Source organism: Aeromonas lacus (genome assembly GCF_000764665.1).
Lineage (GTDB): Bacteria > Pseudomonadota > Gammaproteobacteria > Enterobacterales > Aeromonadaceae > Aeromonas > Aeromonas lacus.
In genome coordinates this window covers 1-15,676 of sequence record NZ_JRGM01000143.1, presented here as the reverse complement: position 1 = coordinate 15,676, position 15,676 = coordinate 1, and the positions used below count along the sequence as shown (strand labels likewise).

Genomic DNA, 15,676 nt, shown 5'->3' with positions numbered 1-15,676 from the left:
AGCAGGTTGGTCTGCTCGGTGATGGCAGTGATGGACTGGGTGATCACCTGGATCTTCTGGCTTGCCTCGCTCAGCTGGCGAGTCTTCTGCTCGGCCTGCTGCGCTTCGGTCACGGCGCGGCGCATCTCCTCGATGTTCTCGCTCATCACCCGGGTGCTGTTGTTGGCACTCTGGTAGGCCAGTTCGGCCTGCTGCCCGACCTGAGCGGCCAGACCCGATACCGCCTCGGCGGCGCAGGAGAGATCGTTGCTGGCACGGCTCACCTCACCAGAGTGGTGCTGCTCGGTCTGGGCCGCATCCGTGATGGTTCTGGAGATATCGGAGATCTGATAGGAAGATTGAGCCAGCTGGCGGGTGCGCAGGTCAATCTGGCGCATATGACCGCTAAGCTGCTCGGCCATCATGCGCATGGTGCCCAGCACGCTGTTGCCACCAAAGCGGGTCTCGATCCTGACGGTCAGGTTGCCGGCTGCGATCTCGGCAGCGACCCGGGCGGCATAGTCCGGCTCGCCCCCCAGGGTGCGCATCAGATGGCGATACTGGATCAGGTAAGCCATTGCCACAAAGAGCAGGGAGACCAACCCGGCCCCGAGGCTGATCCAGAGTGACAGGGCCTTGGCCTCATCCCGACTGACGATGGCGCTGGCAATGCGGCTGTCCAGGGCACGGGAAATATGGTCAAGCTTTCCGGCGGCGTTCTCGACCATGGCATCAAACCCATCGGGACTGGTCATGATGGCGTTGCCTGCCTCCCGCCCCTTCTGGACATAGGCGTTGACCATGACGATCCCTCTCTCCTGCAGTTGCCTGGCCACGTCCTGCATTGGCAGGATCTCGTCGGTGAGATCCGGCAGGGTGCGAGCCAGTGCATCGAGATTTTTCAACGCATCATCACGATAGGTAGCCGCCTCGGCAATCCCCTCTTCGGTATCGCCGGTCACCGATGCATCGGTCAGAAACTGCTGGATCTGCACCAGATCGAATCGGGTTGCCTGAAAGGTAGCTTGTGCGCTGTCCAGCACTTCCACCTTCTCCTGGGCTCGCAGCTGGGTTTGACTACTCCAGATGGAGACCACAGAGGCCACCAGCAGCGGCACCGCCACCAGCACGCCCCCCTTGATCATCATCCACTTGACGGAGCTCCCTCTCACCGGTCTGTGTGAGGCGATAGCAGCCTCTTTCAGCTCGAAGGTGTTGTTGTGCAAGACTCCTTGTGCTGTAGCCATGGCATCACCTCATAGACCCGTTGCAGGATGGAAAAACCATTCCAGCAAGGGATCCAACTACACGATGCCAAGCTGGCATCTCAACAACGCATAAGCTGTGCCAACACAAAAAGCGGTTTATTGCATCACTCTGTTTTCAAAATGGAAAAAACAGCTTCTTGATCCAGATCAAGTCCGCAAGATGCAATGCAATTTGCAAAATCGGCATTAACGTGTTGCTAGCGGAAGGTAAGCTCACTGGTGTACCTCCTGCGTCATAACAAGTCCGACAGCTTGTGACCAGCCAAGGGGTTGGAGCCCTTCGCATCGCCAGCCGCATCCCTATAATGTGCCCCTCACATAAACAGAGAGGAGTTACTCATGGGTTTCATCACCTGGATTATTTTGGGATTGCTGGTTGGCATGCTGGCCAAGTGGATCATGCCGGGCCGCGATGGTGGTGGCTTCTTCATGACCGCCCTGCTGGGGATTGTCGGCGCCATGGTCGGCGGCTATGTGGGCACCTTGCTGGGTCTGGGCTCGGTGACCGGCTTCAATATTTCGAGCATCGCGCTGGCCACCGTGGGTGCCCTTATCGTCCTGTTTGTCTTCAACAAGATCCGCAGCTGACAACCCAACGCCATCTATGTGTAGATAAACAGGGCACCGCGAGGTGCCCTCTGTTTTTTTATCGCCCTCAGGATTTTGCCAACGGCAAGATCAGCCTGACCAGCAATCCCCCCAGCTGGGTGGCTGGCAGCAGCAGCACCTCGCCGTGGTGGTAGTGGGCGATATCGCGCACCAGCGCCAGACCAAGCCCTGCCCCCGGCTGCTCGCTGCCCTGCTCGAGGCGCTGAAACGGCTGCCAGACCCGCTCCGCCAGCTCGGGAGCAATGCCGGGGCCGCTATCCTCCACCTCCAGCCAGATCTGCCTGTTGCCACGCACCACCCGCGCCGTCACAGTGCCGTGGGTCGGGGTGTATTTGATGGCGTTGTCAAGCAGGTTGGCACAAAGCTCCCCCAGCAGCAGCTGCTCCCCCGCCACCATGATGGCGGACTCCTCCCCCTCGTAACCGAGATCGATCCCCTTGCTGCGGGCCTGCGCCAACCGTGACAGACAGGCCTGCTGCACCAGCGCCGTCAACTCGATGGGCTCACGCTGTCGCAGCCCCGAGCACTCGTCCGACTTGAGCCGGGCCAGCAGCAGGAGCCGCTCGGTCAGCGCGATGGTGTGATCGAGCCGCACAGCCATGGCATCGAGGCTCTCGCGCATCAGGGCGGGATCGCCGCTGCCACGCGCCACCTCAACTTGGGTTTTCAGGATGGTGAGCGGGGTGCGCAGCTGGTGGGCTGCATCGGCACTAAAGCGCTCCTGCCGGGCCACCAGCTGGCGCAATCGGGCCAGTTGGCGATTGAACGCCTGCACCAGCGGCCGGGTCTCCTGCCAGGGGAGCAAATCCGGCAAGGGGGCGAGCGTGGCGGCATCGCGGCGCAGGATCTCCCGCGACAGGCGGCGCATCGGGGTGAGCAGCCGCTTGAGCAACAGATAAGCGAGCAGCAGGGTGAGCACCACCAGCGCCCCCTGCGTCAGCAGGGCCGACCAGAGCAGCTGCTGCGCCAGTTGCTGGCGGCCAAGCAGGGTTTCCGCCACCGTGATGCGGGCCATGCCGTTGACGCCCCCCTCGCCCACCGGTTGCAGCAACATCACGGCGCGGATTGGCGCCTCCTGATAGAGCCCGTCGTAGAAGTAGGCAAGCGCCGGATAGCGGTCGGTCAGCGGCGTACCGTCCGGCATGGGGGGCAGATCGTCAAAGCCGGAGATGACCCCATCGTCGATACCGCGCACCTGATAGAAGAGGCGATCGCGCATGTTGCGCTCGAAGCTGTCGAGCACCACGTAGGGCACATCCACCCTGAGGCTGCCCTCGGCCGCCGTCAGCCGCTCGGCGACGGTACGGGCCGAGGCGAGCAGGGTGCGATCATAAGCCGAGGTGGCCGCCGCCAGCGCACCGTAGTAGCTGTACCAGGCCGAGGCGGCCCAAAGGATCAGCAGAGGGCCACCCAGAAATAGCAGCAGTTGATGGAGCAGGGAGCGATTAATGGGAGGCCCCCGGCGCTGCTTCCAGCAGATAGCCCAGCCCGCGCAGGGTGGTGATCACCACCCCGCTGCCCACCAGCTTTTTGCGCAGTCGGTGGATATAGAGATCGATGCTGTCGAGCCCCGCCTCGTCATCGAGGTTGAACACCTGTTCGAACAGCTGCCCTTTGGCGACGGGGCGCCCGTGGCGGTACATCAGCGCAGTCAGCAGCGCCTGCTCGCGCGGAGTCAGGGCCAGCCGGGCATCGGCCAGCAGAAAATAGCCGTCGGGGTGCAGGGTCAGGCGCCCCAGTCGCAGCTCGGCACCACCGCTTTCGCTGCGCCGCAGCAGTGCCCGCAGCCGGGCATCCAGCTCCCCCAGATCGAATGGCTTGGCCAGATAGTCATCGGCACCGGCATTGAGGCCGCAGATCCGCTCCTCCACCGCGCCGCGGGCGGTGAGCAGCAGCACCGGCAACCCCTGCCCCCGACTGCGCAACCGGCCGAGTACCGCCAGCCCGTCGAGCTTGGGCATCTCGATATCAAGCACCGCCAGCGCGTACTGTTCGTAGCGCAGCAGGTGATCGGCCCGGGCGCCGTCAGCCACCCAATCCACTGCAAAACCGGCGCTGGTGAGCGCCCGCGACAGCCAGTGGGCCAGTTCGTGATTGTCTTCTGCCAACAGCAAGCGCATCCCTATCCCCTTGTTCTTAACGACGGCGTGCAACCACAGTGCTGCAGCTGCATCCATTCACCATTGCCTGAGCGGAACAAGGTGCGATCACGGTCACACTCCCGCCAATTGGTCAGTGATTGAAAGGTGAATGAAAGGTTGTTGTTTTAACAATTTCGCATCACTTCGTCCATCGACGGAGTCACACCGAGAAAAAACAACGACAAGATGGAGCACACAACCATGAAGCAACGCACACGCTATGCCCTCGCCCTGCTGACCCTGCTCGGCGCCCTGCCGCTGCAGGCGGCCGAGAGTGCCACCGCCCCGAGCCGTACCGAATGCATCGCACCGGCCAAACCGGGCGGTGGTTTCGATCTCACCTGCAAGCTGCTGCAGGTGAGCCTGCAGGAGACCGGCACCATCGACAAACCGATGCGGGTCACCTATATGCCGGGCGGGGTCGGTGCCGTGGCCTACAACGCCATCGTGGCGCAGCGCCCTGCCGAGGCGGGGACAGTGGTCGCCTTCTCCGGCGGCTCCCTGCTCAACCTCTCACAGGGGAAATTTGGCCGTTACGGGGTGGACGATGTGCGCTGGCTGGCGGCGGTGGGGACCGACTACGGCATGATCGCGGTGCGCCACGATGCCCCCTATCAGAGCCTCAAGGATCTGGTGAATGCCATGGCAAACGACCCCAACAGCGTGGTGATTGGAGCAGGCGCCTCCATCGGCAGTCAGGACTGGATGAAGACGGCGCTGCTGGCCAAACAGGCCGGGGTTGACCCCCACAAGATGCGCTACGTCGCCTTTGAAGGGGGTGGCGAGCCGGTCACCGCGCTGCTGGGCAACCATGTGCAGGCGGTCTCCGGCGATCTGAGCGAGATGGTGCCCTATATAGGTGGCGACAAGCTGCGGGTGCTGGCGGTGTTCGCCAAAGAGCGGCTGCCCGGCAAGCTGGCCACCATTCCCACCGCCAGGGAGCAGGGTTATGACCTGGAGTGGCCGGTGATCCGCGGCTTCTATGTCGGCCCCAAGGTGACCGACAGCGAATACCAGTGGTGGAAAGAGACCTTCGACCAGCTGGTGAAAACCGACACCTTCAAGGCGCAGCGTGATCTGCGCGGCTTGTTCGAGTTTGACCTCACCGGCGAGGCTCTCGACAGCTACGTCAAGACCCAGGTGGCGCAATACCGCGAGCAGGCCAGAGCCTTCGGTCTGGCCAAATAGGAGCCCCAGCCATGAGCGATCGCATCTTTGCCGCCATCTGGCTGCTGCTCTGTCTGGCGGGGGCCTCCCTCGCCTGGCAGTACCAGAGCGAATACAGCTATGAGCCGCTGGGGCCACGCCCCTTTCCGCTCGGGATCCTCGGCCTGATGGCACTTTGTGCCCTGCTCCTGCTACGCCGCCAGCCGGACACCGTCAGCTGGCCGCCGCTGCGTACCCTGCGCCATCTCGCCATCATGGTGGCCGCGCTGGCCGGTTACGGCGCCAGCTTCGAGTGGCTGGGCTTTCCACTGGCTACCGCCCTGCTCACCTTTGTGCTGGGGCGCCTGTTTGGCGCCTCGGCCAAGGCAGCCCTGCTCTCCGGCGTCGTCGGCGGGCTGGTGCTCTATTTCGCCTTCGACCGGCTGCTGGATGTCACCCTGCCCCTCGGCGTCTGGTTCTCTTAAGGAGTCAATATGGATACCTGGATGTACCTCTCCCAGGGCTTTGCGGTGGCGCTCACCCCGGAAAATCTGGTGATTGCCCTCATCGGCTGTTTTGTCGGCACCGTGGTCGGCCTGCTGCCGGGCCTTGGCCCCATCAACGGCGTCGCCATCCTGTTGCCGCTGGCCTTTGCCCTGAAACTACCCCCAGAATCGGCGCTCATTCTGCTCGCCACCGTCTATATCGGTTGCGAATATGGCGGGCGGATCTCCTCGATCCTGCTCAACGTACCGGGGGATGCCGCCGCCATCATGACTGCACTGGATGGCTACCCCATGGCCCAGCAGGGCAAGGCGGGAGTGGCCCTCTCCATCTCGGCGGTCAGCTCCTTTGTCGGCTCCATGCTCGCCATCGGGGGGATCATCCTGTTCGCCCCGGCACTGGCGCGCTGGTCCCTCGCCTTCGGCCCGGCGGAATATTTCGCCCTGATGGTGTTCGCCATCGCCTGCCTTGGCAGCATGATGAGCCAGAACCCGCTCAAGTCCTTCATGGCGGCGCTGATCGGGCTGGGGCTCGCCACCGTCGGGGTGGATGCCAATACCGGCATCTATCGCTTCACCTTCGACAGCGTGCACCTCTCGGACGGGGTGCAGTTTATCGTGGTGGTGATCGGCCTCTTCTCGGTGAGCGAGATCCTGCTGATGCTGGAGCACACCAGCGGCGGCGGCAAGCTGGTGCGCACCACCGGGCGGATGCTGTTCAACTTCAAGGAGCTGGTCTATTGCACCGGCACCATGCTGCGATCCTCCACCATCGGCTTTTTCGTCGGCATTCTGCCGGGGGCTGGCGCCACCATCGCCAGCGCCATCACCTACATGAGCGAGAAGCGGCTGGCCGGCCCGAATGCCAAATTCGGCGAAGGGGACATTCGCGGCGTGGCCGCACCGGAGGCGGCCAACAACGCCTCGGCCTGTGGCTCCTTTATCCCCATGCTGACCCTGGGGGTGCCGGGGTCGGGCACTACGGCGGTGATGATGGGGGCACTGACCCTCTACAACATCACCCCGGGCCCCACCATGTTCACCGAACAACCCGATGTGGTGTGGGGACTGATCGCCGCCCTCTTGCTGGCCAACGTCATGCTGCTGGTGATGAACATCCCCATGGTGGGCATTTTCACTCGCATGCTCTCCATCCCGCTCTGGTTTCTGGTGCCCGCCATCGCCAGCGTCTCGGCCGTGGGGGTCTATGCGGTGCACAGCACCACCTTCGATCTGCTGCTGATGGTGGGCCTCGGAGTCTTTGGCTACCTGCTGCGCAAAATGCACTTCCCCATGTCACCGCTCATTCTGGGCTTCGTGCTGGGTGAAATGCTGGAGCAGAACCTGCGCCGCGCCCTCTCCATCAGCAATGGCGACACCGCCATCCTGTGGAGCAGCAGCATCAGCCAGACCCTGCTGGTGCTGGCCATCGTGGTGATCACCCTGCCCCCGCTGGTACGCCTGCTACGCCGCCGCAACGCAGTCGTGGCTGCCACGGATGCCAGCACAGAGCAAAGCTCCTGATAACCGGGCGATTCTGCACACACAAATAAGAAGGACCCCACCATGTGGGGCCCTTCTTATTTCATCTAACAGCACACTGTTGTGCCAGAAGTCATGACCAAAGAAGACAGCCAGATAAAGTCAGTCAACAGGCTGGACCGTGCCAGGCAAAAAGATATGCAGATTGCTGATCGCAAAAATAGAACGCCCAAAGCGGAAAACAGTGCGGAGATGTTGGCAGCATTTAGCCGAACACAAAAAGGCCGCTATTACTAGCGGCCTCTCGTAATTCTACCGACATTTTAAACTCCGTAGGTATTACCTTACTGGGTCAGTATCTGTCTTGGGTTGAGCGGCGCGATAAGCATCCATGATCGGAGCCCAAGCCATACCACTGGGTGTGGGATATTGCTTGTAGGCATCCGTGTAATCTTTGTCAAAACGGGCCCAAGCATTTTTAAACTGACTTGCTAGTGGGTAACGTTGATCATAGGGATCATCAGTAACTTCCTTAGCAATCCCTTTGGCCAGTAGGATATCAGGTGTCACCCTGACACTGGTTAAGAATGCTTCCACATAGCCGCCAGTGGCCATGCCTAAACCGATGTTGTCTCGACGCTCTTCACGCCACTCATTCCTCACCTTGATGCGATAAGGTTGTGCAATCATGCTTTCCAGCTCTGCTGGCAACGCCAAGCTAATCCGATAGCGCTTCTTGTCGTGGAATGAAACCCATTCAACTTCGACTTGGTCAGGTACAGGGCGGGTTGTGTGGCTTCCTTTAGAAATACTCCAGCGATAATCTTTGTCTTTTAACCCTTCAACCCCAAAAAATCCGGCGGAGCCATTCGTCGAGGCATCCACCAACTTGCCCTGGCGATAAAAGAGTACTTCGGTCACCCATAGTTCATCTGAGTTGGAACCAACCATATGCCACCACTCCAAATTTTTGGGAGATGTGGAGGCGGCCTGACAAGCAGTAACTAGCGGCATCAACAGAAGTAAGAGTATCCAGCGCATTAATAACCTCCCTTTTTATTACCCGTCAGCTTGCGGACCTCTTGGTCACCAACTCTATTGGGCTTGTTGACTAGCCCGGTATCTGCGCTGTAGTGCGCATAATGTTGTCGCAACTTTTGGTACTCCTCGTCAGGTAAGCCACGAGCCAAGTTGATTACCTCTCCGCGCCGTTTGGCCACATCAACCCATAGCTCATCGAGTTTGGCGAGGTTCATTGTGGGGCATGAAAGAGCGCTATCCATGATCAAATCCCGTCGAGTAGGGTCCCACTCTATAAATGGCACTCCAGCATCTCGCGCCGCTTCCACCATCATGTGCAGCGGTATACGTGAATATTCCCCCTCAACCACCCGGTACAGCACCACATCGATGCTAATGTTCCTATGGCCCCCAGATTGACTGCCCGTGATCGGCCCCAGTGGCCTAGGGCGCACATTCAAATAGCCAAGCTGAGTTGTGTCACGATGGCTAGCTAGGGGCACAACGCCTTTGACCCAGCCTTGTCCAGCCCGCATTTTTGCATAGGCAAGGGCATCCCGATATGCCTGGGTATCGGTTGGATTGACGTATGGCATCGCATCGGAATTGAAGGTCGCGATCACGCAGTTTTCAGTGATAAGCGGTGATGCCCCGTTGGGGTCACGCAAACTCCAGCGGCTGTAATAGCCCCCACCGATATCGGAGTGAGCGCCGGGAATAATCACTTCGGTAAAATTCTTCGCGATTGCGGTGCCAGCGGCATCGTCGGTGATACGAGTCAAGTCAAAGTGATAACGCCACTCATCAGCCGCCACGATATGCACCACCCGCTCGGCGCAGTCAGCGGCCAATGTCACATTACGTTTGCCCCACAGATAGGAACTGACCACGGTATCAAACAGCCCGACAAACTGGATCCGCACATTATCACGACTGGCCCAATCAAAGCCTGCTTTCAAGGGAATATCTGGGTCAGCAGCCATGGCCTCCACTAGGGGGTGATCCCCCTTCTTATCGATACGGTTTACAAACTGGCGGGCGGCAGAGGCTCCTCGGCTAAAGCCAAAGACATCGAACTCGACCTTATTAATACACTCAATGGTGGGCAGTATTCGTTCAAGTTGTTTTTTACTTCTGCCACAATTTGGGTTTGACAGGCCTGCTCAACCCGAACCGTACTAGAGGTGTCGCCCTTGTCTGCGGCAAGACCTGTTTTTGCATCGTCCTGCCCTTCCACTGTACCAATACCTTCAACATAAACAGCTACATTCAATTCGGATTTTGTCGGCAGCTTATATAGCTCCCTAGCCTTGCCGATATTGGTGATATCGTTCTTCTCGCTGTTATTGAGGCCATCAGGCAACGCCCCTTCAAAACACTGCTCCAGCAATACCTGTTGCTCTTCTGGGCTGCATTGAGCCAAGGCTGTCTCCAACGCACTTTTACCTTCCCTGTGCTTGAAGGTGTTGTTGGCTGTACCGTCAAAGAACACGCCGATACGCAAGATATTCAGCTGATAGCCCTTTACCTCAATCACGTAGGAATGCTTGGTGATAAACCTGGGCGGCTGGGCCTGCCCGGCTTTGTGCCCTTCCGGTAGCAGCTGTTCGGGCTCAGTGAGGCAAAGGTCGCCAGTCGTCACTTTGACATGCTCGCGCTTCACATCGTCGTGCCCGAAAAATTTGTCGGTATAAGCGGGAACCTGGCTGGTTTCTCCCTCTCTCAGGGTTTCTCGGGATTGGGCGGCTTTGAGCCAAGGCTTGGTTTCCAGCTTGACGGTCACCGGCCCCACGGCAAAGCCCTCCACCAGAGTCGGGCCGTTTTGCAGCGTCACCGTCTTGGCAGTGCCGGTGGCATCAGTCAACGTGGCTATAAGCCCTTGGCATGACTGGTTGTGCTCATCACGAACATCTATTTCAATCCAGCAATTATTCTTCTCGCAGGGAATGCAGTGAGGACTAATACCCCCGGCAGCATACTGTTCTTTCGGCTCTTTTTTGCCATAACCGAAGCTGCTCAATAAAGAACCTGTTTTATCTTTTGAGGATTTATATTGATAAGGGTATGCATTTGCTGAAGGGGTGGCTGTAACGTTGCTATTTTCAACCTTCTTGATAAATACAATATCGTTTCCTTTATCAGTGCGACCATATACCTCTGCTGAGACAATATTTCCCGCACTGACGCCGCCCTTAGCCAGCCATTCGCCCTGGTGTTTGAACCTCTCAGCAGTACTCTGGAGTGAGCTATCTTTATTCTTTTTGCTGGTATAGCTTAAGCTGTGGTACGCATTGAAAAAGCGAGCGTCTGGAATAATTTCATAAATGTAGATAAGGTCCTGCTTGCTCATGAGCAAACCGTCTTTAGCCCAATGATTTTTCAAGAATTCAAGATTATCTGAGGTTGCAAGAAATGCAGATGTCCCTTTTTTGCAGCTACTACCATTCACGTGGCGATAGATATCATCATCAGTTCCACTGATTGGCATCCCATTGTTAAATACCTCATCTGGACTTCTTAAATCGCTCCGGTAAACCCGTGTGGGAAGATTGCTTAATTCATTTTTGGGCATTACGCGGCTCCTATCAATTCAGGATGTTTGCTCAGCCAGTTATTTACCTGAACCATCTCTTCGTCGTTAAGCATCAAGGGTGCTCTGATGGCATCGAGCGACATGCTTGCCTGCAAAGAGATCGCACCGGCCACAGCGCCATCGCGAACATCACCTTCCAACCCAGCTTGATTGGCTTGCTTGAGGACACGCACAATGGCTGCCTCCGGATTAGGATGATGCGTCATCATATCCTCCATCCGTTGCCAAAAGTGGCGGGAGAGGATGTAGGCGTGACGGCTTTCGTCATAGAGCGGCGTCAGGTGGTGAGGCTGAATGCGAAACCAGGGGGCTTGGCGGGGAGTGAATTCGGTATCAGGCGTGCGTTGCCAGGCAACGTCGCTGGCCCACAGGCTTGAGCAGGGCCCCAGTACATCATCGAGCTCCTGCTGGCTCATGGTGGCCAGCATCTTGGGAAAGACCCGATTATCGGCATAACGCAGCCACATCACCTCCCCTTCAAAGGCCACCTCTATCAGGCTTTGCCAGTGCTGCTGGATGACGTCGATAGCAGCATCGCTTGTGACGTATACGCCACCCAGTTGCGGGTGAGCAGCAATAAACTCGGGAGTCGGAGATGGAAATAGCCAAGGACCTTGTTCTGCTTGGTCCGCAAACGCGGTGTCGGCAAATAAAGGAATCGCGTTTGCGCCGCCATGGTTGCAGTAATCCGCCACCGCGGTGGTATCAAGTGCGGCATCGACGATGGCAAACAGTTTGCCGAGATATTGGCTGCGCCATTCTTGAAAAGTCATGCCTTACCTCCCTGAGCAAAGGGGCAGGGTTTCACCAGCGGGGCCATAGACTCCATGCTCTTTTGAATGGCGTTCGCAGGGATAGTGGCAAGTGGTGCGGGCGGCACCTGGACTGCGCCAGGCAAGCTGGGCATCTGACCAGCCCACCCAGAGCCAGCTCCCGGGCTTCCCCCAGAGTTCATCTTGATGCTTGAGCCGGCCAGGGTCACGCCGCTTGGGTCAACTTTCACAAAACTGCCGCCCACCTTGAGGGTCAGCTCGGAGCCTGCCTCCAGCACAATCTTGTTACCAGCCTTGATATGGACCTCTTGGCCTGCTTCAACCAGCAGCGACTGTCCCAGCTTCTGGTGAAGTGATGTGTCTACCGTGAGGGAAAAGTCACCCTTGATGTGGTCGCGCTTCTCGCCTTCTACCGTCAAGTGGTCGTTGGCCTTGATGCGGGTGACCCGCTCGTTGTCGATATCGGTGTGTTGGTCGTGCTTGATATGCCACGCCGCATCGTTTTCGATAAGCACGTTCAGGTCTTTCTGACCGTGGAGGTAAATCTCTTCCTGTCCCGCCTGGTCTTCAAAGCGCAGCTCGTTAAAGCCCTCGCCCTTGTGGGTTTCGGTGCGCAGCACGGTGCGGGTCTTGTTGGCAGGCAGCTCATACGGCGGCCGGTTGGTAGCGTGGTAGGTGCGCCCCGTCACGATGGGCTGGTCGGGGTCTCCTTCCAGAAACGAGACGATGACCTCGTGACCAATGCGCGGGATGGCCATCATGCCGTACTGACCGCCAGCCCAGCCTTGCGATACTCGCACCCAGCAGGAGCTCTGGTCGTTGGAGCTGCCATATCTGTCCCACGGGAATTGCAGCTTCACCCGACCGTGCTCGTCACAGTAAATCTCTTCCCCATCGGGGCCCACCACCATGGCGATTTGCGGGCCATCCACCATCGGCTTGTGGGGCACCTCGGGGCTGCCGATGCGGGCACGCCAGGTAGTACTCGCTTTGACCACGCCAAATTCGTTGTGGTAAACGGTCGGGCCGCTGCCCCCCTCCTCTTCCAGCGCCTGCGGTTGCTCACCAGTGTGGCGGATATGGACGATTTGCCAGTCGGTATTGAGGCTACCGTTGGGGTGTTCGGTGAGTGAAAAGTGCTGACCCGGCAGCAGTGCGGCGCTGTTGGATTTGCCACTGCCCGCCACTGCGTCATTGCGCAGGGCATCAAGCCGATGCTGGGCAAACGCCTTGCCGCTGCCGTCCTGCTTGTAGCGGCCCGGGTAGTCAAAGTGCTGGCAGGTATCCCGTTGATGCTCAAGCTCTGCGCCCTGCTTTTTGTGGGAGAGACCATAGGCCGGGGTCTTGAAGCTGTAGTCTTTCAGCTCCACATCCGAGGGGCGCACCGCCTCGCGGTAGTGGAACTGGCGCACGTAAGGGCCTTGTTCCAGCGAGCGGTTGCCGAGGTTGAAGAAAAGCTCGGGGCCGGCAGTCAGGGCCGCTGCGTCGTCGGCAAACACGATGCCGTGCTTGCCTTGCTCAAACTCGTGGAAGTAGAACAAGCCCTCTTCGGCTGCGAGGCGATTCACGAAATCAAGGTCTGTTTCGCGGTACTGGGCGCAGTATTCCCGCTGGGCGTGCTCGTTCTTGAGCGCAAAGGCGTAATCGGTGATGCCGTGCTCTTGCAGCAGGATGCTGAGGATTTCGTCAGGCTTTTGTGCCTGAAAGATGCGGGAGTTTTGGCGCAGCCCCAATCGCCACAGGGCGGGTTTGACCTCAAGGCTATAGCGGGTACGGCGAAAGCCGCTGTCCCCTTGGGCAAACTCGCTCACCACCCCGCACACTCTGCGTTGCAGCTCGCCGTTGTACCACACCATCAGCTCGCACGGCTGGTCCAGCACGGCGCCAAAGTCGACATCGGGCTGGCTGCTGGCCAGCTCAAGGCGCAGGTTGAACGGCCGGTTCAGCCCCTCGTCCAGCTGGAAACTCGCCACCACGAAGGTGCTCTCGGGCAATGCCCCCACCTTGACGGTAAATTGCAATCCGGTGCTTTGTGCCATGATCTGCTCCTTATCCTGCCTGTCCGCTGCCGGATCCAATCACGACGCCACCGCAATCTACCGCCGTACCGGTTACGGCGATGGGTTTGCCGTTGACCAACACCGATCCCACTCCCCCAGCAATGCTGCGTGGGTGAGGAGGATTGTTCGGTTTGTCGTGCGGTGCTAGCGGCTCGCCCTGGCGAGCCACCGGCTTTCCATCGAGAAAGACATCAGGGCTGGCGGCTATCACCGGGGTCGGTGGAAAGCCATCGTGGTCGGTGCCGATGTCACCGAGCAGTGCAATGGAAGGACACATAACTGAAACCTCTTGTGTGCTTTGCCATCACTCCGCCCCGAATCTGAAAACAGGGGGATGGCAAAACATAAAAGCTCCGGCAGCCAAGGCACTCGGGATATCAGACCCGCCGCGCCTGCATTCAACAACAGGGCGCCCGACAAGCCCCCAACGTATGAGGTCTCGACGGGTACGCAGATAATCTAAACGCATGGGTAGCACGCTGTTCGATGGGGAAATTTGATGTTCGAGTGCGTATGGCCATATCCGCACACCATCAAGATTATATTAGTGTTCTCTTTTATACCGCCTAACTAGGGACTCAATATAATCTATCGGTTTGTTTTTTTCTGACGCCTCGTAGATGTCTTGATAGAGACGTTCGAATGCCACCATTCCTTGCCCGACCATCGCATCTGTCGATAGCTCACCCAATTCAGACTTGAGCTTTCTTGATAAGCTGGCGTTTCGATATATAGGCTTCGCCAAAATATTGCTGATGGCCATTTTGGTTAAGATTATTTTCGCTTCAGGCGAAATGTTGGCGCTTTTATTTTTCCCAACACAATTTCCCATTGTATTTCCTTGATAACAGGTGACTTAAACCGGTGCGCGCCAGTCATCGCTGCCCGAGGTACCAGCAACAGTGTGCTCCCAGTCAATTTTGCGATACGCCAGAGAAACCTGAAGCAGTTGGGTGAAGTCAGACTTCGCCGGGTCTTGGCAGTGCGGCATATGGCAATCGATGTCAACGATGATGGCATCGGTCAGCACGGTAGAGAAGAAGTGCTCCTGCTTGCCTTCCACAGAGGTGCGATACCACTTCAAGGTCACTTTCGGCAGCATCTCACCGGAGGCCAGGGCGTTGTACATCAGCGGCACGGCTTTGTTCAGCGCAACGGTGAAGCGAAATGGCTTGTGGACACGTTGACCAGCAGGCTGGCCAGATTGCGGGTCGGTCGGGACAGTCACAACGTGCTGGAACTCTTGTACCAGCATCTCGTCTTCGTGACCTTGTACGAAGATGTTGCCGACGGAGTCAGAGGTGAAAGCACCGGCGGTGATGTTGCCCTGAGTTTTACCTTCGATGCTGATATAACATGGAGTTGGCATGGGTATGCTCCTAAATAGATTGGTTAAATGAGATAGCTCTCGCCCAATCTTTAAGCAGTGACCATGCCACTTCACTTAATTCTTATTTATCATGTGGTTAGGCGAATTTCTATTTTGTACGCCTCATTTCTTCGCAAGACTTTGCTCCAACCAGACAAATCCGCTAATAAAAGTGGCACCTTGAGTGATTACGTTCATTTACTGCGCAAGTTATTGCCTCCTGCAGCTCGATTGCACCACAGACCGTTGTTGGTTATGTACTCTTACTTTCTCAACTCTGCTATTGACGTAATAGCGCTCCTGGCTTGTTAAGGCTATCCGTTCCTTTCATGAAGAGTGTGATCGCAGGCGGGCACGAGGCACATAAGCACAGCCTTTCTGTACCTTAATGCCGGCATTATGAGCTCGTCGCTTCACCTCATCACCAACTGGCCTCAATACAACAAGTCTTTGATTAACCGTGGTTCACTCACCTTCTAGGTTGATGCCAAGGCCATGAGCAACGGGTTCCACCACGACCATCATGGGCGACGGGGACGCAGTCAGCTTTACACCGACCAGACCATCTGCACCTTCCTGATGCTCAAAGGGATTTTCAGCCTAACTCTGCGAGCGACCCGGGGGCTACTCGACTCCCTGTTCGAGTTGATAGTTGCATCTGGCAGGAGACCCGTCCACTCACGATATCGTGGCGGCGGAAGTCTCGCTGGAAAATGTCCATGACGCCGAGGTG

14 protein-coding genes and 3 pseudogenes are annotated in these 15,676 nt (G+C 58.0%); 6 read left to right on the top strand and 11 right to left on the bottom strand.

Annotated features, from left to right (window positions below; genetic code table 11):
• On the bottom strand, positions 1–1,226 hold a 1,226-nt coding region (locus LG31_RS0114350), incomplete at its 3' end, for a methyl-accepting chemotaxis protein (RefSeq protein WP_238567524.1).
• A gap of 360 nt (positions 1,227–1,586) precedes the next feature.
• On the opposite strand from LG31_RS0114350, the gene LG31_RS0114345 reads away from it, so the two are divergent.
• Complete coding sequence (locus tag LG31_RS0114345) at positions 1,587–1,835, top strand: GlsB/YeaQ/YmgE family stress response membrane protein (protein ID WP_033115141.1); 249 nt, start codon at positions 1,587–1,589, stop codon at positions 1,833–1,835.
• A 67-nt stretch (positions 1,836–1,902) separates the two neighbouring features.
• Here the strand turns inward: LG31_RS0114345 and LG31_RS0114340 are convergent, their stop codons facing one another.
• The gene (locus tag LG31_RS0114340) at positions 1,903–3,252 is read right to left on the bottom strand and encodes a sensor histidine kinase (RefSeq protein ID WP_274518921.1); all 1,350 of its coding nucleotides are present in this window, start codon (positions 3,250–3,252) and stop codon (positions 1,903–1,905) included.
• Positions 3,253–3,301: 49 nt separating this feature from the next.
• Positions 3,302–4,033 carry a transcriptional regulator TctD gene (gene tctD, locus LG31_RS0114335; RefSeq protein WP_238567523.1) on the bottom strand — a complete coding sequence of 244 codons (732 nt, stop codon included), beginning with the start codon at positions 4,031–4,033 and terminating at the stop codon, positions 3,302–3,304.
• Positions 4,034–4,198: 165 nt separating this feature from the next.
• Between tctD and LG31_RS0114330 the strand changes: the two genes are divergently transcribed.
• The 4 genes from LG31_RS0114330 to LG31_RS21280 all read left to right on the top strand — a co-directional run bounded on the left by LG31_RS0114330 (position 4,199) and on the right by LG31_RS21280 (position 7,425).
• Positions 4,199–5,185: a Bug family tripartite tricarboxylate transporter substrate binding protein gene (locus tag LG31_RS0114330; RefSeq protein WP_033115138.1), complete on the top strand. Its 987-nt coding sequence runs from the start codon at positions 4,199–4,201 to the stop codon at positions 5,183–5,185.
• Positions 5,186–5,196: 11 nt separating this feature from the next.
• On the top strand, positions 5,197–5,628 hold the full coding sequence (locus tag LG31_RS0114325; protein ID WP_033115137.1) for a tripartite tricarboxylate transporter TctB family protein: 432 nt from the start codon (positions 5,197–5,199) through the stop codon (positions 5,626–5,628).
• 9 nt (positions 5,629–5,637) lie between these two features.
• Complete coding sequence (locus LG31_RS0114320) at positions 5,638–7,170, top strand: tripartite tricarboxylate transporter permease (RefSeq protein ID WP_033115136.1); 1,533 nt, start codon at positions 5,638–5,640, stop codon at positions 7,168–7,170.
• A gap of 93 nt (positions 7,171–7,263) precedes the next feature.
• Entirely contained in the window at positions 7,264–7,425 is a 162-nt protein-coding gene (locus LG31_RS21280) for a hypothetical protein (RefSeq protein WP_161785987.1), read from the top strand.
• A gap of 42 nt (positions 7,426–7,467) precedes the next feature.
• Here the strand turns inward: LG31_RS21280 and LG31_RS0114315 are convergent, their stop codons facing one another.
• The 8 genes and pseudogenes from LG31_RS0114315 to hcp1 form a co-directional block, all read right to left on the bottom strand.
• Positions 7,468–8,169, bottom strand: a complete 702-nt coding sequence (locus LG31_RS0114315) for a DUF2931 family protein (protein WP_033115135.1) — start codon at positions 8,167–8,169, stop codon at positions 7,468–7,470.
• Positions 8,169–10,111 (bottom strand): annotated as a pseudogene (locus tag LG31_RS0114310) (T6SS phospholipase effector Tle1-like catalytic domain-containing protein). The gene LG31_RS0114315 and the pseudogene LG31_RS0114310 overlap by 1 nt, the downstream one beginning before the upstream one ends.
• A gap of 213 nt (positions 10,112–10,324) precedes the next feature.
• Positions 10,325–10,720: pseudogene (locus LG31_RS20535) on the bottom strand (hypothetical protein); the annotation flags it as partial.
• The gene (locus tag LG31_RS0114305; protein ID WP_033115134.1) at positions 10,720–11,514 is read right to left on the bottom strand and encodes a DUF4123 domain-containing protein; all 795 of its coding nucleotides are present in this window, start codon (positions 11,512–11,514) and stop codon (positions 10,720–10,722) included. The gene LG31_RS0114305 and the pseudogene LG31_RS20535, both read right to left, overlap by 1 nt.
• Positions 11,511–13,553: a type VI secretion system Vgr family protein gene (locus LG31_RS0114300; RefSeq protein WP_033115133.1), complete on the bottom strand. Its 2,043-nt coding sequence runs from the start codon at positions 13,551–13,553 to the stop codon at positions 11,511–11,513. Before LG31_RS0114300 ends, LG31_RS0114305 begins: the two co-directional genes overlap by 4 nt.
• Before the next feature lie 10 nt (positions 13,554–13,563).
• On the bottom strand, positions 13,564–13,851 hold the full coding sequence (locus LG31_RS0114295) for a type VI secretion system PAAR protein (RefSeq protein WP_033115132.1): 288 nt from the start codon (positions 13,849–13,851) through the stop codon (positions 13,564–13,566).
• Positions 13,852–14,118: 267 nt separating this feature from the next.
• Positions 14,119–14,406, bottom strand: coding sequence for a hypothetical protein (locus tag LG31_RS0114290; protein WP_033115131.1), 288 nt, complete (start codon positions 14,404–14,406; stop codon positions 14,119–14,121).
• 24 nt (positions 14,407–14,430) lie between these two features.
• Positions 14,431–14,943, bottom strand: coding sequence for a type VI secretion system effector Hcp1 (gene hcp1, locus LG31_RS0114285; protein WP_033115130.1), 513 nt, complete (start codon positions 14,941–14,943; stop codon positions 14,431–14,433).
• Between the two features lie 399 nt (positions 14,944–15,342).
• On the opposite strand from hcp1, the pseudogene LG31_RS20530 reads away from it, so the two are divergent.
• A pseudogene (locus LG31_RS20530) lies at positions 15,343–15,676 on the top strand (transposase); the annotation flags it as partial.

What these genes read in the sequence shown, in the direction of transcription:
- LG31_RS0114345 (WP_033115141.1), top strand. Translation starts at nt 1,587, where the DNA reads ATGGGTTTCATCACCTGGATTATTTTGGGATTGCTGGTTGGCATGCTG.
- tctD (WP_238567523.1), bottom strand. Translation starts at nt 4,033, where the DNA reads ATGGATGCAGCTGCAGCACTGTGGTTGCACGCCGTCGTTAAGAACAAG.
- LG31_RS0114330 (WP_033115138.1), top strand. Translation starts at nt 4,199, where the DNA reads ATGAAGCAACGCACACGCTATGCCCTCGCCCTGCTGACCCTGCTCGGC.
- LG31_RS0114325 (WP_033115137.1), top strand. Translation starts at nt 5,197, where the DNA reads ATGAGCGATCGCATCTTTGCCGCCATCTGGCTGCTGCTCTGTCTGGCG.
- LG31_RS0114320 (WP_033115136.1), top strand. Translation starts at nt 5,638, where the DNA reads ATGGATACCTGGATGTACCTCTCCCAGGGCTTTGCGGTGGCGCTCACC.
- LG31_RS21280 (WP_161785987.1), top strand. Translation starts at nt 7,264, where the DNA reads ATGACCAAAGAAGACAGCCAGATAAAGTCAGTCAACAGGCTGGACCGT.
- LG31_RS0114315 (WP_033115135.1), bottom strand. Translation starts at nt 8,169, where the DNA reads ATGCGCTGGATACTCTTACTTCTGTTGATGCCGCTAGTTACTGCTTGT.
- LG31_RS0114305 (WP_033115134.1), bottom strand. Translation starts at nt 11,514, where the DNA reads ATGACTTTTCAAGAATGGCGCAGCCAATATCTCGGCAAACTGTTTGCC.
- LG31_RS0114300 (WP_033115133.1), bottom strand. Translation starts at nt 13,553, where the DNA reads ATGGCACAAAGCACCGGATTGCAATTTACCGTCAAGGTGGGGGCATTG.
- LG31_RS0114295 (WP_033115132.1), bottom strand. Translation starts at nt 13,851, where the DNA reads ATGTGTCCTTCCATTGCACTGCTCGGTGACATCGGCACCGACCACGAT.
- LG31_RS0114290 (WP_033115131.1), bottom strand. Translation starts at nt 14,406, where the DNA reads ATGGGAAATTGTGTTGGGAAAAATAAAAGCGCCAACATTTCGCCTGAA.
- hcp1 (WP_033115130.1), bottom strand. Translation starts at nt 14,943, where the DNA reads ATGCCAACTCCATGTTATATCAGCATCGAAGGTAAAACTCAGGGCAAC.